Genomic DNA, 22,823 nt, shown 5'->3' with positions numbered 1-22,823 from the left:
CAGCCACGGCGTCCGTCGACCAGAGATCAGGTTGGGACTCCGCGTACGCCGGCCCAGCCAGGGAAGCCGCTCTTGCGATTCCCCATTCCCCACTCCCCATTCCCAGCTAGTTGGCCCGATACATCGCCAACACATCCGCCCGCAGCGCACGCTGGCTGTCGGCGCGGTTGTAGAACATGTGGCCGCCCGGGTAGTTCTTGACCTGCACGCGGGTCGGGTCGTTGCCCATCACCGGCATCTGGTCCACGGTCAGCACCGAGCCCATGAACGGGCACGACAGGTCGTTCCAGCCGTGCACGATCAGCACCCGCAGCTTGGGATCGATCGCCACCGCCTGGCGCAGTTCGGTCACCGAGCCCTTGCGCAGTTCGTCGTTCCAGTCCCACAGCTTGTTCACGCCGTAGTTCAGCGCCTGGTAGCGCGCGTCCACCTTCCAGCCGACCACGCGGGTCACGAAATCCACCATCGCGGTGGTGGTCGGGGCGATGATGCTGTCCAGCAGCGGGTCGTTGGCGCGTTGCTCCGGCGCGTTCGGGAACGGGTCGAACGCGGTGACGTTGGAGTCGTAGCGGCTGCCGAGCTGGCCCTTGTCGCGGAACACCTCGCGCAGGTAGGCCTGGGTCTCCAGGCGGCCGCCGGCGCGGCGCACGTAGACCGGGTCCAGCCCGGTCATCGCCGCCACCTGCTGGATCATGCGTTCGCTGCCGGCCGGGTCCGAGCGTCCGCGCAGCAGCGCGGTGACGTAGTCGCCGCGGGTGTAGTCGATCACCTGGCGCATCGCCTCCGGGGTCAGGCGCTGTTCGCGCTCCAGATGCGCGGCGGCGATCGAGGGCAGGGTCAGCATCCACGCCAGCGGCGAGACGTCGCCGTTGTCGTCCAGGGTCGGGTTGAGGTACGGCGAGACTAGCACCACGCCGTTCATCGCCACGCCCAACTGGGTCTGCAGGTAATGGGTGATGCGCGGGCCGCGGAAGCCGCCGTAGCTCTCGCCGACCAGGTACTTGCGCGATTGCAGCCGCTGGTTCTTCAACAGCCAGTCGTAGATGGTGCGCGACAGGTACTCGATGTCGGCCTGCGGGTTGTAGAACTGCTTCTTGGCCTGCTCGTCGGGCACGCGCGAGCGGCTGAAGCCGGTGCCGACCGGGTCGATGAACACCAGGTCGGTGAAGTCCAGCCAGGTGCCGGGATTGTCGTGCAGCGTCGCCGGCGCCGAGGCGCTGTCGCCTTCGCTGCCGAAGGCGACCACCTTCGGCCCGATCGCGCCCAGGTTGAGGTAGACCGATGCGGCGCCGGGACCGCCGTTCAGGGCGAAGGTGACCGGCCGATCCTTGCCGTCCACGGTGTAGGCGGTGAACACCACGTCGGCGACGACCTTGCCCTGCGCGTCCTTCACCGGCAGCGTGCCCACCGTGGCGGTGTAGCTGAGCGATCTGCCCTCCACACGGGTGACCTGGCGCACCTTGGCATCGGCCGGCAGCGCCGCCGGCTTGGCCGGTTCGGCGCTGTCGGCCTTGTCCGGCTTGTCGTCGCCATCGGCACCGGCGGCCAGCGCCGCAGGCAGCGGCAGGACGGCCAGCAACAACGCGGCCAGCAGGGACTTGGGCAGGTTCGGCACGGCGGGCGCTCGGGACGGGGGAAGCCGGCATGCTAGGCCGGCTGGCGCCGCAGGCGGATGTGTACAAAGGCATGGTGCCGGCTACCTGGCGGGCGCGGGATCGACCGGAGCGGGGTCGGGCGATGCATGCGATTGGCGCAGGCGCCGTCTGCGACGCGTGGGTGCGGCAGGATCCGCATGCTCGGCGCCGTGCTCTGTGCTCTGTGCTCCGTGCCCGTGCCTACGCCTACGCAGAGGCATACGCAAATGCGGCGCGCGCGAGCCGCAACCTGCGCCGCGGTCGCGAAGCGGTGCGGCGCCCGCGGCGGCGGCTACCAGGCCAATGCCGGATCCGGGTCCGGGCAGCGCGGCAGGGGACGGCAAATGAAGGCGAGGATGTAGATGCTGTCGTCGTTTGGTGCTGCGTCGTGCGTGGGTGCGGCTGGTGGTTGGGTCACCCGGGGAACGGCTGGCGCCGCCTCGGCCACGCTCAGGTCGCGCGCATACAGGTCCAGGCGCAGGCGCCGCAGGGTCGCCTGCGCGGCCACCGGCTGCGAGGCGATCGGTGCGGGGCGGCCGATCGCGATGCGCGGACGCAGCGCCGGCGCGGCGATGCCGCGCAACGGCATGCGCCGCATGGCGATGGTCTCCGCGGCGTCCGGCGCGGTGGTCGTGTCCGGCGTGCTTGAACCAGGCGCCGCGCGTGGCCCGATCCTGATCGGCGGCGGTCGGCCGATGCCGATCGGATCCGCTGGCGCGCGCGGCAGCAGCCGTGGCCGGATGATCCGAGTCGGGCTCAGCCGCACTTGCCGCAGCAGCATCGGATCGAAGCCCAGCCCGGTGCCGGTCGCGGCCGGCGCCGGCGCGCTAGGCTTGCGCTGCACCTGGATGTTGCGCGCGAACACCACCGCCACCGGATAGGCCGTGCACGGGCCCTGTGCCGGCGACTGGCCGTCGCTGAGCAGTTGCGTGGCGTCGGCGAAGCGCCAGAAGCGCGCACTGAAGGCGTCCGCGCTGAACCAGGGGCGGACCAGCGCCGCGGAACTGAACTCGAAGCGCAGCGACGCGATGCCGGCGTCGCCGCCCGCGCCCAGGCGCGCTCGCAGGTCGGCGGGCGCTTCGGCCAGCGCCGCGTCGATCTCCGCGGCGCTGAGTTCGAACTGCCGCCAGGCGCCGTCGTCCAGCGCGTTGCCGGGGGAGTAGCTGGTCGGATACACGCGCAACTGGTCGCTGGCGCGGGTCAGCGTGTCCATGTCGGGATTGCAGCGTCCCTTCCACTCGCTCAGCGTCTGCCAGGGCGACTTCGCGCCGAGCGTGCCGACCTGGGCCTGTGCCTGCTCGATCGCCGCGCGCTCGCCCAGCGCCGCCCAGTCGGCCAGCGCGTCGGCCAGCCCGCGTTGCAGGGCCGGTTGCTGCACGTCGCGCCAGGCCTGCAGTTGCGCGGCATCGCCGGCAGTGGCGGTGGCCTGCTGCGCCAGGTAGTCCTGCTGCAGCAGCAGGTAGCGGTCGCGGTAGCTGCGATAGGCCAGCGCCGCGTCGGTCGGCACGCGCCGGCCTTCCTCGTCCTGCCGGTACAGCACCGCGCAGGCGGCCTGGTAGTCGGCTTCCTCCTGCGCGCTGCGGGTGGATTGGGCGAACTGGGCTTCGCGCAGCACCTGCGCGTAGACGTCCCACAGCAGGGTCGGGCTGTCGCCGCTCCAGGCGGGGCCGTCGGGAATGCGGTTGGCCAGCAGCGAGAATTCGATCAGGTGCTGCATCGTGCCATCGCCGAGCAGGTCCAGCGCCGCGGGCGCGAAGGCCAGGGGCGTGACCGGGAAACTGAGATCGGTGTCGTCGCTGCCGAACACGTGTTCGGCCTTGGCCATCAGGGCCAGTTGGGCGGCTGCATCCATTGCAGGCGGTTCCTTGGGAAAAAGGACAACGTGATGCGCAAGGCGGCGGACGGCCTCCGGGCCGCCCGCCGCGGTGGCGCCGCTCAGATCCAGTCGGTGATGCTGGGCAGCGGATCGGGCGACTTGGGGAACACGTGGCACTTGAAGCCGATGATCTGCGTGCCTTCCACCGTCATCGTCTGCGTCTGGCGGTCGTAGTGCGCCTGGCTGGAGCGCTCGCCGCTGGCCGAACTACGCCCGTGCGAGCCACCCAGGTGGAATGGGCCGAACGAGAACACGCCGCCGCCGCTGGCCGAGGAGCGCTGCCAGGACTCGGCCATGTCGCTGAAGCCGGAGGATTTGGCGAAGCACAGGGTCAGGTCGCGCACCAGGATCAGCGAGGTCGGGTAGGCCGGCAACAAGCCCTTGGCCGGGGTGCCGCCGTCGGAGGCGTACTGGCCCTTGGCCTCGGGATTGTTCTGGTCCATGCGCCAGCTCTTGCTCATCAGGAACGCGGTCTTGAACCATGGCCGCACGATCGGCATCTGCGCGATGCTGAAGTTCATGCTGAAGTGCTCCGAATCGAACTGCACGTGCGACTGGCTTTCGCCGCTGGCGTTGCTGACCTTGCCGCCGCCGGCGAAGATGCCCAGGAAGCCGCCGCCGGCGCTGGTGCTGGAGCGACGCATGGCGTAACTGGAGTTGCTGGAGCTGTTGTAGTCGGAAGAGCTGAAGCCGAACTCGGTCCAGCCGGCCTTGTCCATGAAGTTGCCAGGGACCACCGAGCTGTAGAAAAAGTCGCTGCCGGAATTCAGGCCGGTCAGGCGTGCCTTCTCCAGGTCGTCGCGGTACTGCTGCTTGAGCAGCGCCATGTCGCGCTGCATGACCTGGTCGATGAACGCGGCGATCTGCTCGTAGTCGTTCTTGTAGCCGTTGGACACCCAGTCCGACATCGCCGCCTTGACCTTGTTGCGCAGGATGTTGGCGTTGATCGCCCAGTTCTGCACCGCGCGCTGGTTGGCGGCGGCCAGCGCGTCGATGCGCTGGTTGTTGTAGTCCAGCGCCGCGGTCATGTAATCGACCATCTTCTCGTTGTAGGCCTTGACCAGCGGGCTCGGCTCGGTGACCTGGGTCTCGCTGTCGTCGATCAGGTTCTTCTTGGTGACGGTGGTCTGCAGCAGGCCGCGGAATTTCTCGATCTTCTTCTTGGTGTCGTCCGGCAACTCGTTGTGCATCACCTGGCTCATGCGCAGGATGTACTCGTAGCGCTCGGACAGCGTGCCTTCGTTGTTCATCACGCTCAGCGCGGCGAACTGGTTGTTGACGTTGGCGGCCAGGTCCGGCACGAAGTCGACCAGGCGGGCGAAGTCCTCGGCCTGTTTCTGCAGTTGCACTGCGTCCTGGCCCTTCAGCGCCTCCAGTTCCGCGGGGGTGAATTCCGGGCTGGTGACCGTGCCGTCGGGCTGGGTGGTGCGCTGCTCGTCCAGCGCGGCCTTGCGCACCACGCCGGTGAGGCCCTGCTTCATGAAGCGGACGTCTTCGGCCTGGATCGGAATGCCGGGCGTGGCCCAGCTGAAGAAATTGTCTTCGGATTTGGGAACGGTGTCGTCGCCGTTGGTGAGGACGTTGTAGACCTTGCCCATGACCGAGTTGAGCATGACGTCGGGAGTGACGAGTGCCATGAAAGTGCTCCTTGCGATGAGGGCCGGGCGACGTTCCCGCCGCCCGGGAAAATCACGGAAGATCGGCGATGACCGCGCCGTAGTAGTTGTCGATGAAGTCGCGTTGCGGCACCGCCAGGTCGAAGCTGTTCTCGCCCCACGACCAGATCGACAGCAGCACGTCGTCCTTGCGGAACCTGGGCGTGCCTTCGTCGTCGAGCGGTCCATCCATCACCGCCACATTGATGTTGTTGAGTCCGACGATGTAGTGGTTGGGGAACAGGTCCAGCAGGAACTGGCTGTCGAGCGGGTGGCCGCTGCTGCGCGCGGCATGCAACAGGTTGCTGTGGATCAGCAGCGCCACGTCGCGGCCCTCGCGGAACTCGATGCCGGTGGCGTGCGGGATGCCGGCCGGCGAGGCCCAGTTGCCCTCGTCGCTGACCTGATCGTAGATGCCGGTGGCGCGCAGCCAGCTGGCCAGTTCCTCCGGGCGCGTGAGCCCGGCCAGGGTCTGCTCCGGATCGCCGACCCAACTGCTCTGCCAGAACGGCTGGTCGGTATTGCGGATCGCGCTGAGCAGCATCCAGTCGGCGCCGAAGGTGCCGGTGCTCAGCGTGCTGTAGTCCTGCGCCAGCAGCGTGTCCTTGGGCGTGATGGCGAGATCGCCCAGATCGGCGCTGCCGTTCTCATACAGGGTCGTGGCGAAGGTGGCAAATCCCAGCGGATCGCGGCTGTCCCACATCAGCAGCAGCGCCGCCGGCCCGCACAGGTTCAGGGCGCCCTGGCGGATCAGGCGCGGGTTGTCGATCAGGTCGCGCAGGCGGTCGGCCACCTCGGTGCGGTCCAGTCCAATCCAGGAACCGGAGCCTTCGCCGTCGCGAAAGGTGGCGATGACATCGCGCGCGGCATCGATGTCGGAGACGGTGCGGGTGTCGTTGGCGCGGGTGTCGGTGAGCAGGGCGTCGAGCTGGTCGAGATCGTCGAACGCCGGGGTGTCGGAGCTGTCGCTCATGAAGGCTTCCTTTTGGTGGTTGATTCCTGGGCAGCCGGCGCAATGCGGGCTACCTGATCAACAACGCCGGCCGCGCAAAAAACCGGACAGCGTGTGCGGCGCTTTTGATGCGAGCGGGAAGCGAGGGGGCGCGGCGGTTGCTGTGGCCGCTTTGGGTGCGCGATGCCGTAATGCGCGCGTGGGAGGCGTGATCGCGCGATGCGATGCGTGTCGTGACTTGCGGCGAGGAAGCGGTTTGCGCGCGCCTTGCTCGTGGTGCGTGGTGCGTGTGCGACTCGCTTGGGATGGCATGCGCGCTGCGATGCGCTGCTCGCTCGGACGCGGCGGCACGTCGGCGCGGTGGCCGCAATGGCGGTTGCGGCGCCTCCGCTTCGTTCGTCGCGGCTGAAGCCGCGCCTACAGGGAGGGCGCGTGACTGGCGTGATCGCTCGCGCCGAATTTGCGTTCGCGGATGTCGCGCGCTCGCGCAGGGCGGTGGGGGAGGGGCTTCAGCCCCGATTGCGCGAGCGGCAGCTGGGCTCCGCTATCTGCCTGGGCGGCCGGACCGCTTTCACGACACGGCGGAAGCGCCCAGTAGGCCGGCCGGATCGATCCGATGCCGGCCGCCTCGATGGCAGCGCCTCAGACTTCCAGCGAAGCGAGGTCGCCCTTGGTCTCCAGCCATTGCTTGCGGTCGCCCGCGCGCTTCTTGGCCAGCAGCATGTCCATCAGCGAGCGGGTCTCGTCGCCTTCGTCGATGGTCAACTGCACCAGCCGCCGCGTGTCCGGGTGGATGGTGGACTCGCGCAACTGCTGCGGGTTCATTTCGCCCAGGCCCTTGAAGCGGGTCACGCTGACCTGGCCCTTGAGCTTCTCGCGCGCGATCTTCTCCAGCAGCGAGCGCTTCTCTTCCTCGTCCAGCGCGTAGAACACCTGCTTGCCCACGTCCACGCGGAACAGCGGCGGCATCGCCACGAACACGTGGCCGGCGCGGACCAGCGCCGGGAAGTGGCGCAGGAACAGCGCGGTCAGCAGGGTGGCGATGTGCAGGCCGTCGGAGTCGGCGTCGGCCAGGATCACCACCTTGCCGTAGCGCAGGCCGTCGATGTCGTCCTTGCCCGGGTCGCAGCCGATCGCGATCGCCAGGTTGTGCACTTCCTCCGAGGCCAGCACGCTGCCGGAGGCCACTTCCCAGGTGTTGAGGATCTTGCCGCGCAACGGCAGGATCGCCTGGAAGTCCTTGTCGCGGGCCTGCTTGGCGCTGCCGCCGGCCGAGTCGCCCTCGACCAGGAACAGTTCGGTGCGCGACAGGTCCTGGCTGATGCAGTCGGCAAGCTTGCCGGGCAGCGCCGGTCCGGAGGTGACCTTCTTGCGGGTGATCTGCTTTTCGGTCTTGAGGCGCGCGCTGGCGCGGTCGATCGCGATCTGCGCGATGCGCGTGCCGGTCTCCACGTTCTGGTTCAGCCACAGGCTGAAGGCGTCGTGCGCGGCGCCTTCGATGAAGCCGGCGGCCTGGCGCGAGGACAGGCGTTCCTTGGTCTGGCCGCTGAACTGCGGGTCGGTCATCTTCAGCGACAGCACGAAGGCGACCCGGTCCCACACGTCTTCCGGCGCCAGCTTCACGCCGCGCGGCAACAGGTTGCGGAAGTCGCAGAACTCGCGCAGCGCGTCGGTGAAGCCGCTGCGCAGGCCGTTGACGTGGGTGCCGTGCTGCGCGGTGGGGATCAGGTTGACGTAGCTCTCCTGTACCAGCTCGCCGTCGGCGACCCAGGCCACCGCCCAGTCCACGATCTCGCGGTCCTTCTTCAGGTTGCCGACGAACAGGTCGGCCGGCAGCAGTTCGCGCTCGGCCAGTTCGCCCTTGAGGTAGTCGCGCAGTCCATCCTCGAAGAACCAGGTGTCCTGCTCGCCGGTGGCCTCGTCGTGTAGCTTCACGGTCAGGCCGGGGCACAGCACCGCCTTGGCGCGCAGCAGGTGGCGCAGAGCGCGCACCGCGAACTTGGGCGTGTCGAAATACTTGGGGTCGGGCCAGAAGCGCAGGCGCGTGCCGGTGTTCTTCTTGCCGACGCTGCCGACGGTCTCCAGCTTGGAGGCGGGGAAGCCGTCGGCGAAGGCCATCCGGTACTCGCTGCCGTCGCGCTTGATGAACAGTTCCACCTGCTTGGACAGCGCGTTGACCACACTGACGCCCACGCCGTGCAGGCCGCCGCTGAAGGTGTAGTTGCGGTCGCTGAACTTGCCGCCGGCGTGCAGGCGGGTGAGGATCAGTTCCACGCCGGAGATCTTCTCCTCCGGATGGATGTCCACCGGCATGCCGCGGCCGTCGTCGGCCACCTCGCAGCTGCCGTCCTTGTACAGGGTCACCTCGATGTGCCGCGCGTGGCCGGCCAGCGCCTCGTCCACGGCGTTGTCGATGACTTCCTGCGCCAGGTGGTTGGGGCGGGCGGTGTCGGTGTACATGCCGGGCCGGCGCTTGACCGGGTCCAGGCCAGAGAGAACTTCGATGTCGGCGGCGTTGTAGCGGGTATTCATGCGTCTCAACAGGTGGCGCGAAGCAGATCCGGAAGTGTGCGGTCTGCGGCGGTTTTTTGCACGTCGCCGGTGTTCAGGGCCGGTGCCGTGGCGGCGCGCTAGGCTTTGGCCTGGAAAAACCGCGACGGCGTCCCCATTGTCGTTGCGCCCCACACAGGAGTACGCCATGAACGTTCGCAAGCTGTTGACCCTGGCGGCGCTGGTCGCCGCCGCGGTGGCCATCCCCGTCGCGATGGCCCAGGCGCAGAGCGCCGATCCGGCCACCTCTGGCGCGGCCGCCTATGAGGCGCAGGTCGCGAAGGAGAAGGCGGAGGCCGATGCCAAGGCCAAGCGCCGTGCCGAGGCCGCCGCCCAGCACAAGGCCGGCAAGGATGCGGCCGCGCCGAAGAAGGAAGAGGAAGAGGAAGCGCGCAAGCCCTGAGCCCGCGCCCTGTTTCCCGCACACGACGCCCCGGTCGCTCCGGGGCGTCGCTTTTTTGTGGGGCGGATGCCGGCGAAAGCGCTTGGGCAAATCCGCTTCACCCGTTAAACTATGGCTTTCCGGGAGGCCTTCGAGCCATGACCCCCCTGATCTTCGTTACCGGCGGCGTAGTGTCCTCGCTTGGCAAGGGCATCGCGGCCGCTTCGCTTGCGTCCATCCTCGAAGCACGTGGCCTGTCGGTCACGATGATGAAGCTGGACCCGTACATCAACGTCGACCCGGGCACGATGAGCCCGTTCCAGCACGGCGAGGTGTACGTCACCGACGACGGCGCCGAGACCGACCTGGACCTGGGCCACTACGAGCGCTTCGTGCGCACGCGCCTGTCGCGCAAGAATTCGGTCACCACTGGGCGCATCTACGAGAACGTGATCCGCAAGGAGCGCCGCGGCGACTACCTCGGCGCCACCGTGCAGGTGATCCCGCACATCACCGACGAAATCCGCCGTTGCGTGGACGAAGCCACCGCCGGCTTCGACGTGGCGCTGGTGGAGATCGGCGGCACCGTCGGCGATATCGAATCGCTGCCGTTCCTGGAGGCGATCCGCCAGGTGCGCACCGAGCGCGGCGCCGAACGGGCGATGTTCATGCATCTGACCCTGGTGCCGTATATCGCCGCCGCCGGCGAACTGAAGACCAAGCCGACCCAGCATTCGGTCAAGGAACTGCGCTCGATCGGCATCCAGCCCGACGTGCTGCTGTGCCGCTCGGAGAAGGCCATCCCGGATTCGGAGCGGCGCAAGATCGCGCTGTTCACCAACGTGTCCGAGCGCGCGGTGATCAGCGCCGCCGACATCGACGTGCTCTACGGCATGCCGCTGGAACTGCACCGGCAGGGCCTGGACGAGATCGTCATCGAGCAGTTCAAGCTGCGCGACAAGGTCGGCCCGGCCAACCTGTCGGAGTGGGAGGCGGTGGTCGATGCGATCAAGCATCCGCTCGACGAGGTCACCATCGCCGTGGTCGGCAAGTACGTCGACCACCAGGACGCGTACAAGTCGGTCGGCGAGGCGCTCAAGCACGGCGGCCTGCGCCAGCGCACCAAGGTCAACCTGAAGTGGCTGGAGGCGCAGGATCTCGAAGCCAGCGACCTGTCGGCGCTGGCCGACGTGGACGGCATCCTGGTGCCCGGCGGCTTCGGCGACCGTGGCTTCGAAGGCAAGGTGCTGACCTCGCGCTATGCGCGCGAGCATCGGGTGCCGTACTTCGGCATCTGCTACGGCATGCAGGCGGCGGTGGTGGACTACGCGCGGCATGTGGCCGGCCTGGATGGCGCCAATAGCACCGAGAACGATCGCCAGTCGCCGTATCCGGTGATCGGCCTGATCACCGAGTGGCGCACCGCCAGCGGCGACGTGGAGAAGCGCGACGAGAAGTCCGACCTGGGCGGCACCATGCGCCTGGGCCTGCAGGAGCAGCGGCTCAAGCCCGGCACCCTGGCGCGCGAGGTGTACGCCAAGGACGTGGTGGCCGAGCGTCATCGTCACCGTTACGAGTTCAACAACCGTTACCGTACCCAGCTCGAGGACGCCGGCCTGGTGATCTCCGCCAAGTCGATGGACGACACCCTGGTGGAAATGGTCGAGTTGCCGCGCGACACGCACCCGTGGTTCCTGGCCTGCCAGGCGCACCCGGAGTTCCTGTCCACGCCGCGCGATGGCCATCCGCTGTTCATCGGCTTCGTCCGCGCCGCGCGCGAGAAGAAGGCCGGCGGCAAGCTTTTGAAGGAAGCGCGGGCGTAATGCCCGCGCCGACCACGCGGTTCGGCACGCTCCGCGAGCGCGTGGTCGTGCTGGGGCTGTTGCTGGTGGCGCTGGCCGCGGCGGCGTTCTGGCTCGGGATGCTGGTGCGGTATGTGCCGATGGGCGGGGTGTTCGCGAAGCCCGAGATCGGCGACGGCTATTACGTCGCCGTGACCGTGGTCGCCGCCCGTCGCGCCGCGTCCGCGCTTTTTCTGGCTGGCACGCCGCTTCTGCTGCTTGGCGGCCTCGTGCATTTGCTCAAACATAGGATGACGACATGAAGCTCTGTGGATTCGAAGCCGGCCTGGACCAGCCGTTGTTCCTGATCGCCGGTCCGTGCGTGATCGAGTCGATGCAACTGCAGTTGGATGTGGCCGGCAGGCTCAAGGAGATCACCGGCAGGCTCGGGATCAACTTCATCTTCAAGTCCAGCTTCGACAAGGCCAACCGTACCTCCGGCACCAGCTTCCGCGGCCCCGGCCTGGAAGAAGGGCTCAAGGTGCTGGAAGCGGTGAAGCGGCAGATCGGCGTGCCGGTGCTGACCGACGTCCACGAGTACACGCCGATGCACGAGGTGGCCGCGGTGGTCGACGTGCTGCAGACCCCGGCGTTCCTGGTGCGGCAGACCGACTTCATCAAGAACGTGTGCGCCGCCGGCAAGCCGGTCAACATCAAGAAGGGCCAGTTCCTGTCGCCGTGGGACATGAAGCCGGTGGTGGACAAGGCCAAGTCCACCGGCAACGAGCAGATCATGGTCTGCGAACGCGGCGCCAGCTTCGGCTACAACAACCTGGTCAGCGACATGCGCTCGCTGAGCGTGATGCGCGAGACTGGCTGCCCGGTGGTGTTCGACGCCACCCATTCGGTGCAGTTGCCGGGCGGGCAGGGCGGCAGTTCCGGCGGCCAGCGCGAGTTCGTGCCGGTGCTGGCGCGCGCGGCGGTCGCGGTCGGCGTCGCCGGCGTGTTCGCCGAGACCCATCCGGATCCGTCCAAGGCCCTGTCCGACGGCCCCAATGCCTGGCCGCTGGACCAGATGGAGGCGCTGCTGGAAACGCTGATGGAGCTGGACGCGGTGACCAAGAAGCACGGGTTCTCGCGCTTCGCGTGAGGTACCGGCCGCCGCCGCGACGTTCGGGCCACGCCTGGCGAGCATCGCCCTGGCGGGCGCCTGCCTGCGTTGCGGGACGATGGCGATGAGCGCGGGCGGCCAAATCCGCGCCCAGGCCTGGGGGCTGTGCGCGCTGCTGCTGTCGCTGCTGGCCTGGGCGGCGTTGGGCGTGGTGCTGTTCGCCTTCACGCGCGCGATCGGCGCGCCGGGCGACGGCAACCACGGCATCCTGGCCATGCAGCCCTGGATCGTCGGCGGCCTGCTGGTGCTGGCGGGCGCCGCGCTGGGCACGCTGATCGCCGCGGCCCTGGGCTGGGCGCTGCGCCGCGGCCGCGTCCTGGCCGGCATCGCCGGCGGCCTGCTGCTGGCCATGCTGATCCTGATCCTGCTGTTCCTGGGCGGGATTCCGTCGGGCCTCGGCTGAGGCCGCATTTGGCAAGCAACGGGCGGCCGGGGATAATCAGCCGGCATTCGTTTCCGCCCCCTCTTCCTACAGGTAACCGGCCCGCCCATGAGTACGATCCGCAGCATCCACGCCCGTGAAATCCTCGACAGCCGCGGCAATCCCACGCTGGAAGCCGATGTCATCCTGGAGGACGGTTCGTTCGGTCGCGCCGCGGTGCCGTCCGGCGCGTCCACCGGCACCAAGGAAGCGGTCGAACTGCGCGACGGCGACAAGACCCGCTACCTGGGCAAGGGCGTGCGCAAGGCGGTGGAGAACGTCAACACCACCATCGCCGGCGCGCTGCAGGGCTTCGACGCCGCCGACCAGCAGGGCCTGGACCGCCGCCTGATCGACCTGGACGGCACCGAGAACAAGGGCCGCCTCGGGGCCAACGCGCTGCTCGGGGTTTCGCTCGCCAACGCGCATGCGCTCGCCGCCTCGCGCAAGCAGCCGCTGTGGCAGTCGCTGGCCGCGGGCAACACCGCCAACCTGGCGCTGCCGGTGCCGATGATGAACATCATCAACGGCGGCGCGCATGCCGACAACAACGTCGATTTCCAGGAATTCATGGTGCTGCCGGTCGGCGCCGCCTCGTTCTCCGAGGCGCTGCGCGCCGGCACCGAGATCTTCCACGCGCTGAAGTCGGTGCTGAAGGGGCACGGCCTGTCCACCGCGGTCGGCGACGAAGGCGGCTTCGCGCCGGACTTCCGCAGCAACGTCGAAGCGCTGGACACCATTCTGGAAGCGATCGGCAAGGCCGGCTACACCGCCGGCGAGGACGTGCTGCTGGGCCTGGACGTGGCCTCCAGCGAGTTCTACGACAACGGCAAGTACCACCTGGTGGGCGAGGGCAAGCGCCTGACCAGCGAGCAGTTCGTCGACTTCCTCGCCGACTGGGCCGCGCAGTACCCGATCGTCAGCATCGAGGACGGCCTGGCCGAGGACGACTGGGCCGGCTGGAAGCTGCTCACCGAGCGCATCGGCGGCAAGGTGCAACTGGTCGGCGACGACCTGTTCGTGACCAACCCGAAGATCTTCAAGCAGGGCATCGAGTCCGGCACCGCCAACGCGATCCTGATCAAGGTCAACCAGATCGGCACCCTGACCGAGACCCTGGAAGCGATCGCCATGGCCGACAAGGCCGGCTACGCGGCGATCGTCTCGCACCGCTCCGGCGAGACCGAGGACACCACCATCGCCGACATCGCCGTGGCCACCACCGCCACCCAGATCAAGACCGGGTCGCTGTGCCGCAGCGATCGCGTGGCCAAGTACAACCAGCTGCTGCGCATCGAGGAAGCGCTGGGCAGCGGGGCGCGCTACGCCGGGCGCGACGCCTTCGTCTCGCTCAAGCGATAAGCCGTGCGCAACTGGCGCTGGCTGCTGCTGGTGCTGGCGGGATTGCTGGCGTGGCTGCAGTACCGCTTCTGGTTCGGTCCGGGCAATTCCGGCGAGGTGCTGGTGCTCGAGAGCCAGGTCCAGCACCAGAAGCGCGACAACGAAGGTCTGCAGCAACGCAATGCCGCGCTCGCCGCCGAGGTCAAGGACCTCAAGGACGGCGAGGCGGCGATCGAGGAACGCGCACGCAGCGAGCTGGGCATGATCAAACCGGGCGAGAAGTTCTACCGCGTCGTCGAGGATGCGCCGGTGGCACCGCCGGCGGCGGCTCCGGCCGATGGCGCAGCGCCGCAGCAGGCGCCGGCCGCGCCCGGCGAGCAGCCCTGATGGGCGCGGTGTGGGCGGTGGTCCCGGCCGCCGGGCGCGGTACCCGCTTCGGCGCGGCCGTGCCCAAGCAGTATCTGCACGCCGGCGGGCGGCCGCTGATCGAACATGCCTTGCACGCCTTGCTGGCGCATCCGACGGTGGCGGGCGCGATGATCGCGCTCGGCGCCGACGACGCGGACTGGCCCGGCTGGACCGAGCTGGCGGGCAAGCCGGTGCTGACCTGCATCGGCGGCGCCAGCCGCGCCGGCTCGGTGTTGGCCGCGCTGGAGGCCTTGCCGGATGCGGTCAAGGCCGACGACTTCGTGCTGGTGCACGATGCGGCGCGCCCGAACCTGGCGTTGGCCGATCTGGATCGGTTGCTGGAAACCGGCCGCGGCGATCCGGTCGGCGCGATCCTGGCCGCGCCGGTGCGCGACACGCTCAAGCGCGCCGGCGACGACGGCGGCATCGACGCCACCGAGCCGCGCGAGCGGCTGTGGCGCGCGCTGACCCCGCAACTGTTCCGGCGCCTGCAGTTGACCCGCGCGCTGGAACAGGCCGCCGCCGCCGGCGTCGAAGTCACCGACGACGCGATGGCGATGGAACTGCTCGGCCTGCGGCCGCTGCTGGTCGAGGGCGCCGAAGACAACTTCAAGGTCACCACGCCGGCCGATCTGGCCCGCTTCGAGTTCGAACTGTTCCAGCGGCAGGGTGGCTGATGCGGTTCGAGGGTTCGCTGGCGCACGCCTGGCTGCAACAGGCGGCGGACGATGCGATCGTGATCGATGGCGAGGACATGCTGCATGAAGCCCGGTCCAATCTGTGGGCGTTCTCGCCGCGCGAGGATCAGCAGGCCGGGCTCGATGCGGAGAGCGTGGTGTGGTTCGTCGGGGCGGTCGCGGACAGCCGCCAGGCCAAGCTGCGCGCGCAGGCCTTGCCGGCGATGACCTTCTATTGCTGGCACGACGGGCAGGCGCGGCAATTGCGTTTCAGCCTGGTGTCGTCGGCGCATGGCCGCCTGCCGTTCGCCGGCCCGGTGAGGCACGTGCCGCTGCGGGAGATCGTCGAACGCGCCGTGCATGCCGACTGGCTCGCTCCGCACTGGGGCGCCGCCGATCCCGACGACGCCATGCCCACGTCCGAGGCCCTGCCGGTGTACGCGCGCGCGCTGCACGCCGGCGCCTGACCGCCCCCCGACCCGCGCCGCTCATTTCAACAGGAACGCCATGTCACACACTTCCGCTTCTCCGCTTCCGTTCCGCATCGGCCAGGGCTACGACGTGCACGCCTTCGGCGACGGCGACCACCTCATGCTCGGTGGGGTGCGCGTGGCGCACGACCGCGGCGTACTCGCCCACAGCGATGGCGACGTGGTGATCCACGCGCTGTGCGACGCGCTGCTCGGCGCGCTGGCGCTGGGCGACATCGGCCAGCATTTCCCGCCGTCCGATCCGCGCTGGAAAGGCGCCGACAGCGCGCAGTTCCTCGATCACTGCGTGGGCCTGCTGCGCGCGCGGGGCTGGCGCCCGGGCAACGTCGACGTCACCGTGATCTGCGAGCGGCCCAAGGTCGGCCCGCATGCGCAGGCGATGCGCGAACGCCTGGCGGCGCTGCTGCAGATCGAGCTGGACTGCGTCAGCGTCAAGGCCACCACCAGCGAGAAGCTCGGCTTCACCGGGCGCGGCGAGGGCATCGCGGCGCAGGCCGCGGCGTTGTTGGTGGCGCTGTGAGCGATCTGCCGCGCGCGTTCGGTGCCGCGCCGCTGCAGGCGCGCATGCGCAGCGTGGCCGAGGACTTTCAGGTCGACGAACTGCCCGCGTTCGCGCCCACCGGCGAGGGCGAGCACCTGTTGCTGACGGTGCGCAAGCGCGGCATGAACACCGCCTTCGCCGCGCGCCGCCTGGCGCACTGGGCCGGCGTGGCGGAGATGGCGATCGGCTATGCGGGCATGAAGGACCGGCATGCGGTCACCACCCAGCGATTCTCGGTGCATTTGCCCAAGCGCGTGGCGCCGGCGCTGGAAGCGTTGCACAGCGAAGAATTGCAGGTACTGGAAGCGCACTGGCACAACCGCAAGCTGCCGCGCGGCGCTCTGGCCGGCAACGGCTTCGTGCTGGTGTTGCGCGAGGTGCGCGGCGAGCGCACGGCGATCGAGGCGCAGTTGGCGCAGATCGCCGCGCGCGGCATCCCCAACTGGTTCGGCGAGCAGCGCTTCGGCCGCGATGGCGGCAATGTCGGCGCTGCGCTGGCGATGTTCGGCGGGCGCCGGGTGCGCCGCGAGCAGCGCTCGCTGCTGCTGTCGGCCGCGCGTTCCGAACTGTTCAACCGGGTGCTGGCCGCGCGCGTGGCCGCCGGCAACTGGGACAGCGCGCTGGAGGGCGAGGTGTGGATGCTCGACGGCAGCCGCAGCGTGTTCGGCCCGGAGCCATGGTCGCAGGCGCTTGCCGAACGCCTGCAGCGCTTCGACATCCATCCGTCCGCGCCGTTGTGGGGCGCCGGCGAACTGCGCAGCGCCGAGGCGGCACGCGCGCTGGAACTGGCCGCGCTGGATGACGCGGTCGCGCTGCGCCTGCGCGAGGGTCTGGAGCGCGAAGGGCTGAAGCAGGAACGGCGCGCCACTCGCTTGCGCGCCGGCGCGCTGCAATGGCGCTGGCTGGACGCGGACGCCACCGCGCTGGAACTGTGCTTCACGTTGCCGCCCGGCAGCTACGCCACCGCATTGCTGCACGAGTTGGGCGAGGTCGCCGATGCGGGGCAGGGCATGCAGGCCGAGCCCGCGGCGCAGGAATGAGCCGCGCGGCGCCGGGTCAGCGCCGCGCCAGCAGCACCAGCATCGCCCCGGTGCCGCCCTGTGCGGTCGGCGCCGAATGGAACGCCAGCACGTCGTTGCGCTGGCGCAGCAGGCGATCGACCAGATTCTTCAACATCGGCACGCCGCCGGACTGCAGGCCCTTGCCGTGCACGATGCGCACGCAGCCGTACTCGTGCGCATGCGCCTCGGCGATGAACTGGCGCAGCAGCGCCTCGGCCTGCGCCGCGTTGGCGCCGTGCAGATCCAGTTCGTCCTGCGCCGAGAACTGGCCGCGGCGCAGGCGCTGGAACACGCGCGCCGGCACGCTCTCGCGGCGGTAGCTGGCCACGTCGCCGGCTTCCAGCGGCGCGCCGTCGCGCAGCAGGCGTTGGAACTCGCTCTGCGCCTCGGCCTCGTCGCGCTCGGCCATGCGCGCGCGCGGCTTCGGCCGTGGCTTGGCATTGGCCGGTGGCGTCGCATTGAGCGGCGTGACCGCGCCGATCGCCGCGCGGAACAGGGCGGCGGGATCTTCGTCTTCGGGCTGCGACATGCGCACAGCCTAACCTGCCGACGCGATCACGCAAGCGCGCTGTCGGCGACCTGGCCGGACGCATCCGGTATCATGCCCGGGGTTTTCCGAGGAGCACCATGCGCGTACTGGTTTCCAACGACGATGGCGTCGATGCCCCCGGCATTCGCATGCTGGCCGAGCAGTTGCGCGGCGCCGGCCACGAGGTCACCGTGGTCGCGCCCGATCGCGACCGTTCCGGCGCGAGCAATTCGCTGACCCTGGATCTGCCGATCCGGATCAAGCGCATCGATCCGCATACCTGCAGCGTCGCCGGCACGCCGACCGACTGCGTGCACCTGGCGCTCACCGGCATGCTCGAGGGCGAGCCGGACATGGTGGTGTCGGGGATCAACAACTCGGCCAATCTGGGCGACGACGTGATCTATTCGGGCACCGTGTCGGCGGCGATGGAAGGCCGCTTCCTCGGCCTGCCGGCGGTGGCGATGTCGCTGGTCAGTCACAACCACGAGCCCAGGCACTTCCAGACCGCCGCGCGCGCGGCGGTGGAGATCGTGGCGCAGCTCAAGGCCGATCCGCTGCCCGCCGACACCATCCTCAACGTCAACGTGCCGGACCTGCCCTGGAGCGAGATCAAGGGCTTCGAGGTCACCCGGCTCGGCAACCGCCACCGTTCCGAACCGTGCCTGCCGCAGCCGGACCCGCGCGGCGGCACCGTGTACTGGATCGGCCCGGCCGGCCGCGAGCAGGACGCCGGCCCCGGCACCGACTTCCACGCGGTGCGCACCGGCTTCATCTCGATCACTCCGATCCAGGTCGACCTGACCCGCTATCAGGCGCTGGAGACGGTCGCCAGTTGGGTCGGCGGCCTCACCGCCGCACTGGGCAACCCGGCATGACGCCGCGGCTGCGGCTGCAACCGGAGGCGATCGGGATCGGCATGACCTCGCAGCGGGTGCGCGATCGTCTGGTCGCGCGCCTGCGCGAATCCGGCATCGGCGACGAGAGCGTGCTCAACGCGGTGCGCACCGTGCCGCGGCATCTGTTCATCGACGAAGCGCTGGCCTCGCGCGCCTACGAGGACACCGCGCTGCCGATCGGTCACGGCCAGACCATCTCGCAGCCGTGGGTGGTGGCGCGGATGACCGAGACCGTGCTCGCGGCGGCGCCGAAGAGGGTGCTGGAAGTGGGGACTGGCTCCGGCTACCAGGCCGCGATCCTGGCCGCGCTGGGGCTGGAGGTCTACACCGTGGAGCGCATCGGCGACCTGCTGCGGCAGGCACGCAAGCGCTTGCGCCAGCTCGGCATGAACGTGCGCAGCAAACACGACGATGGCCGCATCGGCTGGGCCGAGCACGGCCCGTACGACGCGATCGTGGTCACCGCCGCGGCGCCGGCGCTGGTCGATGCGCTGGTCGCGCAGTTGGCGCCCGGCGGTTGCCTGGTGGCGCCGGTGGGCGGCCCGTCCTCGCAGTCGCTGGTGCGGCTGCGTCGCGATGCCGAGGGGCAGATCGAACAAGACATCCTGGCGCCAGTCACCTTCGTGCCGTTGCTGTCGGGCATGCTGGATTGAATCACCCTGGGTCGAACCACCGGAGCTGGATGGAATGAAGATTTTCGGGCCGCTGTACGAACGCGCCATCGCCTGGTCGCGCCACCGGCGCGCGCCGGCGCTGCTGACCGGGCTCAGCTTCGCCGAGGCGATCGTGTTCCCGGTGCCGCCGGAGGTGATGCTGGCGCCGATGTCGCTGGCGCAGCCGCGGCGCGCCTTGTGGTTCGCCACGTTGAGCTTGATGGGGTCGCTGGCCGGTGCGCTGGTCGGCTACATGCTCGGCCACTTCGCCTTCGCCGCGGTGCAGCCCTTGATCGAGTGGCTGGGCTGGACGCAGAAGATCGATGCGCAGGTGAACCATCTGCGCGAGGTCGTCGCCGAGTCGCCGTGGCGCGCGTTCTGGCTGCTGGTGCTGGCCGGATTCACGCCGATTCCGCTGAAGATATTTACCTGGGCCTCAGGCATCGTGGGAATCCCGCTGCTACCGTTCCTGGCGAGCATGGTGGTGGGGCGCGGCAAGCGCGTGTATCTGGTGGCCGGTGCGATCCGCCTCGGCGGCCCGCGCGCGGAAGCCGCGTTGCGCCGTTGGATCGAACCGCTCGGTTGGGTCGCCACGGCGATCCTGGCGCTGCTGGTGGTGTGGGTCATATGGAGAGCGAAGGTCGGATGAGCGTCGATCGGTTGGTGCGTAACGGCCTGCGTGGCAGCGTGTGGTTGCTGGTGATGGCCGGCCTGGGGGCATGCAGCAGCGCCACGGTGGTGCGCACGCCCGGAGCGCCCGGCAAGTCCGCGGTGGCGACGCCGCGCGTGTCGGTGCCCAAGCCCGGGGTCAGCGCCACCGTGCGCCGCGGCGATACGCTGTACGCGATCGCCCGTGCCAACAACATCGCGCCGCAGGACCTGGCTGCCTGGAACCGGCTGCCGCCGCCGTACACGATCTATCCCGGGCAGTCGCTCAAGCTCTATCCGCCGGGTGGCGGCACGGTCGCCACGCGGCCGAGTGGTGGTACCGTCGTGTCCCCTCCGAGCGCCACGACGGCCACGCGCCCGCCGGTTGCCGCGGCGCCGGCGCCGGTCAGCAGCGGCTTCAGTTGGCGCTGGCCGGCCGATGGCGCGGTGGTCAGCCGCTTCGTCGTCGGCGAGACCACCAAGCAGGGCGTGGACATCGCCGGCAGCAGCGGCCAGGCGGTGCGTGCCGCCGCCGATGGCGTGGTGGTGTATTCGGGCGCCGGCCTGGTGGGCTATGGCGAACTGATCATCATCAAGCACAACGAGCAGTGGCTGTCGGCCTACGGCCATAACCGCAAGCGCCTGGTCAACGAAGGACAGAACGTCAAGGCCGGCGAACAGATCGCCGAGATGGGGCGCAGCGGCGCCGCGCGCGACATGCTGCACTTCGAGATCCGCTACAACGGCAAGCCGGTCGATCCGCTGCTGTATCTGCCGCCGAAGTAACCCCGCGTTAGCCGCGACCGAATCTCACAGATAAGGCCCGGTCGCGGCTGAAGCCGCTCCTACAAAAAAGCGGGGCGTGACCGCCGAACACCTGAGTCAAGCCGCGCCGCGAAGCGGCGCAGGTCTGGACGAATGTTTAGGCCACGGCCGACTTAACGGCCGGGGCCGAGTTGCTTGGACCAGGCCTGAAGGATCTTTATGCGCGCGGCGGTGAAGTCAGCCCTGCAGTTCGTCCGCACATCCTCGGGGTATGCGTCGGATGGCGCGATGGCAACCGAGAAGCTGCACGAGTCCTCGACAAACTTGAGCCAACTCGCCTGGGATTGCCTGAGCGCGGCGGTAGCGGACTTGTCTTTGCTGACAAGCACGGCAACGCGCGACAGCGCGGCATCAAGATCGGTGGTCTGCTGCTCCGCGAGACAGGCGCGGACTTCCGCCATGTTCGACGCGCCCGCCTCGCAGTCTTTAGCGCTGGCCGAGCCGACAATGCAAAGCGCCAAGGCACCGGCTGCGATCTGAACCATCCATCTCATTGAAATCTCCTTCCGTGGCCCAACACCGGAACTAAGCCGAGCCGCGAAGCGGCGTCGCCTTGAATGAAGTGTCAGGCCGCAGCATGGCCTGAATGGCTAACCGATGACTGGCTGTTATCACGAAGGGCCATGTCCTTGCCCACACCATAGCCAAGGATGAGAAACAGAAACACAAGCCCGAACGCTGCGCCAGCGATGCCGATACTCTTGTTGTGTCTGGCCGCCGTTGCCGAGAACAAGAAGATAGAGCAGACGAAGAATAGCGGGTTATAGGTCAGGCCCAAGAACATGAATGCAATGGCTGAAAGGAATAGCCAGGCACTCGAGGTGGTCTTTGCTTCGGACATTACGGTGCTTCCTCCAAGTGGTCTAACGCGTCGATTGCACCGTGCCGGGCGAACCCCAGCTCAGCCTTCCAGCAGAAACCCCACCGCCACGCGCCGGCCTTCGGCGGCGAGCACGTTGTAGGTGCGGGCGGCGGCGGCGTTGTTCATCACTTCGATGCCGATGCCGCGGGTCAGGAACAGCGCCAGCGCCGCGGCGGGCGGGAACACCTGGCGTTCGCCGGTGCCCAGGATCACCAAGGCCGGATTCAGGTCCAGCAGCGGCTGCAACTGCTGCGGTTGCAGGTCCGCCGCGGCCGGGGCCTCCCACTGCTCGACCAGGGTGTCCGGGGCGAGGATGAAGCTGCGGGTCAGCAAGCGGTCGTTCACCTTCGCCTGGCGGCCGTCGGCCATGCGCAGGGTGTAGGCGTAGTCGGGCAGGTCCTGGGTCAGCTGCATGGCGTCACCGTGCCGCGCTCAACCGCGCGGCAGCACGATCTGGCGGTCTTCCTTGGCCGGGCGGTACAGGATCGCGGTGTGGCCGATCCGCTGCACCAGCACGCTGCCGGACTGCTGCACCAGGCTGGCGATGCTCGCGTCGCGGGCCTCGCGGTCCTCGCCGCCGACCTTCACCTTGACCAGTTCGTGGCGCTCCAGCACCTCGTTCAGTTCGGCCAGGAAGGCCGGCGTGACGCCCTTGCCGCCGATCTGCAGCAGGGGTTTGAGGTCGTGCGCCAGGCCGCGCAGGAAGCGGTTCTGGGACGGGGTCAGGCTGATCGACATGCAGGCGGGAACGGGGTTGCCAAGGGCGATCAGGGTATCATGGCCGTCCGTCTCGACCGCGCTCCCATGGCAACCCGCAGCAAAAGCAGCCAACGCTGGCTCCGCGAACATTTCGCCGATCCCTTCGTGAAGAAGGCGCAGGCCGAGGGCATGCGTTCGCGCGCGGCCTACAAGCTGGAAGAACTGCTGCAGCGCGACAAGCTGCTGCGCCCGGACATGGTGGTGGTGGACCTGGGGGCCGCGCCGGGTGGCTGGTCGCAGCAGGTGCGCAAGTCGCTGGGCGAGCGCGGCCGGGTGCTGGCGCTGGACATCCTGGAGATGCCGCCGCTGGCCGGCGTGGAGTTCCTTCACGGCGACTTCAGGGAAGAGCAGGTGCTATCGCAGTTCGAGGCCATGCTGGGCGGCAGCCCGGTAGACCTTGTGCTGTCGGATATGGCCCCCAATAAAAGCGGCATGGACGCGGTCGATCAGCCGCGGATGATGCATCTGGCGGAGTTGGCCATGGACTTCGCCGATACCCACCTCAAGCCGGGCGGGGCGTTCCTGATCAAGCTGTTCCAGGGCGTCGGGTCCGACGATTACATCCGTGAGATGCGCCGCCGTTACGACAAGGTGTCCATCCGCAAACCGGCGGCGTCGCGCAAGCGGTCGCCGGAGGTCTATGCCCTCGGGCAGGGCAAGCGCGCCCAGATCAAGTAAGCTGAACCCGTCGCATCACGCATCGAGAA

General features: G+C 68.9%; 26 protein-coding genes. 16 read left to right on the top strand and 10 right to left on the bottom strand.

The features are described 5' to 3' along the window. Positions 1-106 precede the first annotated feature (106 nt). The 5 genes from AB3X07_RS12745 to parE all read right to left on the bottom strand — a co-directional run bounded on the left by AB3X07_RS12745 (position 107) and on the right by parE (position 8,649). Entirely contained in the window at positions 107-1,615 is a 1,509-nt protein-coding gene (locus AB3X07_RS12745) for a S10 family peptidase (protein WP_369938972.1), read from the bottom strand. Positions 1,616-1,926: 311 nt separating this feature from the next. Next, positions 1,927-3,486 (bottom strand): hypothetical protein, encoded by a 1,560-nt coding sequence (locus AB3X07_RS12740; RefSeq protein WP_369938971.1) that lies wholly within the window; start codon positions 3,484-3,486, stop codon positions 1,927-1,929. Between the two features lie 83 nt (positions 3,487-3,569). After that, entirely contained in the window at positions 3,570-5,147 is a 1,578-nt protein-coding gene (locus AB3X07_RS12735) for a hypothetical protein (protein ID WP_369938970.1), read from the bottom strand. Positions 5,148-5,199: 52 nt separating this feature from the next. Further along, positions 5,200-6,138, bottom strand: coding sequence for a hypothetical protein (locus AB3X07_RS12730; protein ID WP_369938969.1), 939 nt, complete (start codon positions 6,136-6,138; stop codon positions 5,200-5,202). A gap of 621 nt (positions 6,139-6,759) precedes the next feature. Next, entirely contained in the window at positions 6,760-8,649 is a 1,890-nt protein-coding gene (gene parE / locus AB3X07_RS12725) for a DNA topoisomerase IV subunit B (protein WP_369938968.1), read from the bottom strand. 166 nt (positions 8,650-8,815) lie between these two features. Here parE and AB3X07_RS12720 point away from each other — a divergent pair, with 166 nt between their 5' ends. The 11 genes from AB3X07_RS12720 to truD all read left to right on the top strand — a co-directional run bounded on the left by AB3X07_RS12720 (position 8,816) and on the right by truD (position 16,920). After that, positions 8,816-9,070, top strand: coding sequence for a hypothetical protein (locus AB3X07_RS12720; protein ID WP_369938967.1), 255 nt, complete (start codon positions 8,816-8,818; stop codon positions 9,068-9,070). Positions 9,071-9,207: 137 nt separating this feature from the next. Further along, on the top strand, positions 9,208-10,872 hold the full coding sequence (locus AB3X07_RS12715) for a CTP synthase (RefSeq protein ID WP_369938966.1): 1,665 nt from the start codon (positions 9,208-9,210) through the stop codon (positions 10,870-10,872). Further along, positions 10,872-11,153: a hypothetical protein gene (locus AB3X07_RS12710; protein WP_369938965.1), complete on the top strand. Its 282-nt coding sequence runs from the start codon at positions 10,872-10,874 to the stop codon at positions 11,151-11,153. The genes AB3X07_RS12715 and AB3X07_RS12710 overlap by 1 nt, the downstream gene beginning before the upstream one ends. Next, on the top strand, positions 11,150-11,980 hold the full coding sequence (gene kdsA / locus AB3X07_RS12705) for a 3-deoxy-8-phosphooctulonate synthase (protein WP_369938964.1): 831 nt from the start codon (positions 11,150-11,152) through the stop codon (positions 11,978-11,980). Before AB3X07_RS12710 ends, kdsA begins: the two co-directional genes overlap by 4 nt. Positions 11,981-12,065: 85 nt before the next feature. Beyond that, positions 12,066-12,404, top strand: a complete 339-nt coding sequence (locus AB3X07_RS12700; RefSeq protein ID WP_369938963.1) for a hypothetical protein — start codon at positions 12,066-12,068, stop codon at positions 12,402-12,404. Positions 12,405-12,491: 87 nt separating this feature from the next. Further along, entirely contained in the window at positions 12,492-13,784 is a 1,293-nt protein-coding gene (gene eno / locus AB3X07_RS12695; RefSeq protein WP_369938962.1) for a phosphopyruvate hydratase, read from the top strand. Between the two features lie 3 nt (positions 13,785-13,787). Then, a complete protein-coding gene (ftsB, locus tag AB3X07_RS12690) occupies positions 13,788-14,150 on the top strand; it encodes a cell division protein FtsB (protein WP_369938961.1) in 363 nt (120 codons plus the stop codon). After that, positions 14,147-14,848: a 2-C-methyl-D-erythritol 4-phosphate cytidylyltransferase gene (ispD, locus tag AB3X07_RS12685; protein WP_369944751.1), complete on the top strand. Its 702-nt coding sequence runs from the start codon at positions 14,147-14,149 to the stop codon at positions 14,846-14,848. Before ftsB ends, ispD begins: the two co-directional genes overlap by 4 nt. After that, the gene (locus tag AB3X07_RS12680; RefSeq protein WP_369938960.1) at positions 14,848-15,315 is read left to right on the top strand and encodes a hypothetical protein; all 468 of its coding nucleotides are present in this window, start codon (positions 14,848-14,850) and stop codon (positions 15,313-15,315) included. The genes ispD and AB3X07_RS12680 overlap by 1 nt, the downstream gene beginning before the upstream one ends. Before the next feature lie 40 nt (positions 15,316-15,355). Next, a complete protein-coding gene (gene ispF / locus AB3X07_RS12675) occupies positions 15,356-15,859 on the top strand; it encodes a 2-C-methyl-D-erythritol 2,4-cyclodiphosphate synthase (RefSeq protein WP_369938959.1) in 504 nt (167 codons plus the stop codon). Between the two features lie 44 nt (positions 15,860-15,903). Next, complete coding sequence (gene truD, locus AB3X07_RS12670) at positions 15,904-16,920, top strand: tRNA pseudouridine(13) synthase TruD (protein ID WP_369944750.1); 1,017 nt, start codon at positions 15,904-15,906, stop codon at positions 16,918-16,920. A 16-nt stretch (positions 16,921-16,936) separates the two neighbouring features. Here truD and AB3X07_RS12665 read toward each other — a convergent pair whose 3' ends face one another. Next, complete coding sequence (locus AB3X07_RS12665; protein ID WP_369938958.1) at positions 16,937-17,470, bottom strand: Smr/MutS family protein; 534 nt, start codon at positions 17,468-17,470, stop codon at positions 16,937-16,939. Between the two features lie 98 nt (positions 17,471-17,568). Here AB3X07_RS12665 and surE point away from each other — a divergent pair, with 98 nt between their 5' ends. Genes surE through AB3X07_RS12645 form a run of 4 tightly spaced genes read left to right on the top strand, consistent with a single transcriptional unit; the run spans position 17,569 to position 20,456 of the window. Further along, positions 17,569-18,348 carry a 5'/3'-nucleotidase SurE gene (gene surE, locus AB3X07_RS12660; protein ID WP_369938957.1) on the top strand — a complete coding sequence of 260 codons (780 nt, stop codon included), beginning with the start codon at positions 17,569-17,571 and terminating at the stop codon, positions 18,346-18,348. Continuing rightward, complete coding sequence (locus AB3X07_RS12655; RefSeq protein WP_369938956.1) at positions 18,345-19,022, top strand: protein-L-isoaspartate(D-aspartate) O-methyltransferase; 678 nt, start codon at positions 18,345-18,347, stop codon at positions 19,020-19,022. The genes surE and AB3X07_RS12655 overlap by 4 nt, the downstream gene beginning before the upstream one ends. A 34-nt stretch (positions 19,023-19,056) precedes the next feature. Then, on the top strand, positions 19,057-19,671 hold the full coding sequence (locus AB3X07_RS12650; protein WP_369938955.1) for a YqaA family protein: 615 nt from the start codon (positions 19,057-19,059) through the stop codon (positions 19,669-19,671). After that, entirely contained in the window at positions 19,650-20,456 is an 807-nt protein-coding gene (locus AB3X07_RS12645; protein WP_369938954.1) for a peptidoglycan DD-metalloendopeptidase family protein, read from the top strand. The genes AB3X07_RS12650 and AB3X07_RS12645 overlap by 22 nt, the downstream gene beginning before the upstream one ends. A gap of 152 nt (positions 20,457-20,608) precedes the next feature. On the opposite strand, the gene AB3X07_RS12640 is transcribed toward AB3X07_RS12645, so the two are convergent. From AB3X07_RS12640 to yhbY, 4 genes are all read right to left on the bottom strand, one after another. Further along, a complete protein-coding gene (locus AB3X07_RS12640; protein ID WP_369938953.1) occupies positions 20,609-20,980 on the bottom strand; it encodes a lysozyme inhibitor LprI family protein in 372 nt (123 codons plus the stop codon). Between the two features lie 80 nt (positions 20,981-21,060). Beyond that, positions 21,061-21,336: a hypothetical protein gene (locus tag AB3X07_RS12635; protein ID WP_369938952.1), complete on the bottom strand. Its 276-nt coding sequence runs from the start codon at positions 21,334-21,336 to the stop codon at positions 21,061-21,063. 60 nt (positions 21,337-21,396) lie between these two features. Further along, a complete protein-coding gene (locus AB3X07_RS12630) occupies positions 21,397-21,771 on the bottom strand; it encodes an Mth938-like domain-containing protein (RefSeq protein ID WP_369938951.1) in 375 nt (124 codons plus the stop codon). Between the two features lie 18 nt (positions 21,772-21,789). After that, positions 21,790-22,095 carry a ribosome assembly RNA-binding protein YhbY gene (gene yhbY, locus AB3X07_RS12625; RefSeq protein ID WP_369938950.1) on the bottom strand — a complete coding sequence of 102 codons (306 nt, stop codon included), beginning with the start codon at positions 22,093-22,095 and terminating at the stop codon, positions 21,790-21,792. A gap of 66 nt (positions 22,096-22,161) precedes the next feature. On the opposite strand from yhbY, the gene rlmE reads away from it, so the two are divergent. Beyond that, the gene (rlmE, locus tag AB3X07_RS12620; protein WP_369938949.1) at positions 22,162-22,794 is read left to right on the top strand and encodes a 23S rRNA (uridine(2552)-2'-O)-methyltransferase RlmE; all 633 of its coding nucleotides are present in this window, start codon (positions 22,162-22,164) and stop codon (positions 22,792-22,794) included. Positions 22,795-22,823: the final 29 nt, after the last annotated feature.

Source organism: Xanthomonas sp. DAR 35659, from assembly GCF_041242975.1.
In the GTDB taxonomy this organism is placed as follows: Bacteria; Pseudomonadota; Gammaproteobacteria; order Xanthomonadales; family Xanthomonadaceae; genus Xanthomonas_A; species Xanthomonas_A medicagonis.
Note: the sequence above shows the minus strand (reverse complement) of the source record. Positions and strands in the feature narration are given on the sequence as shown.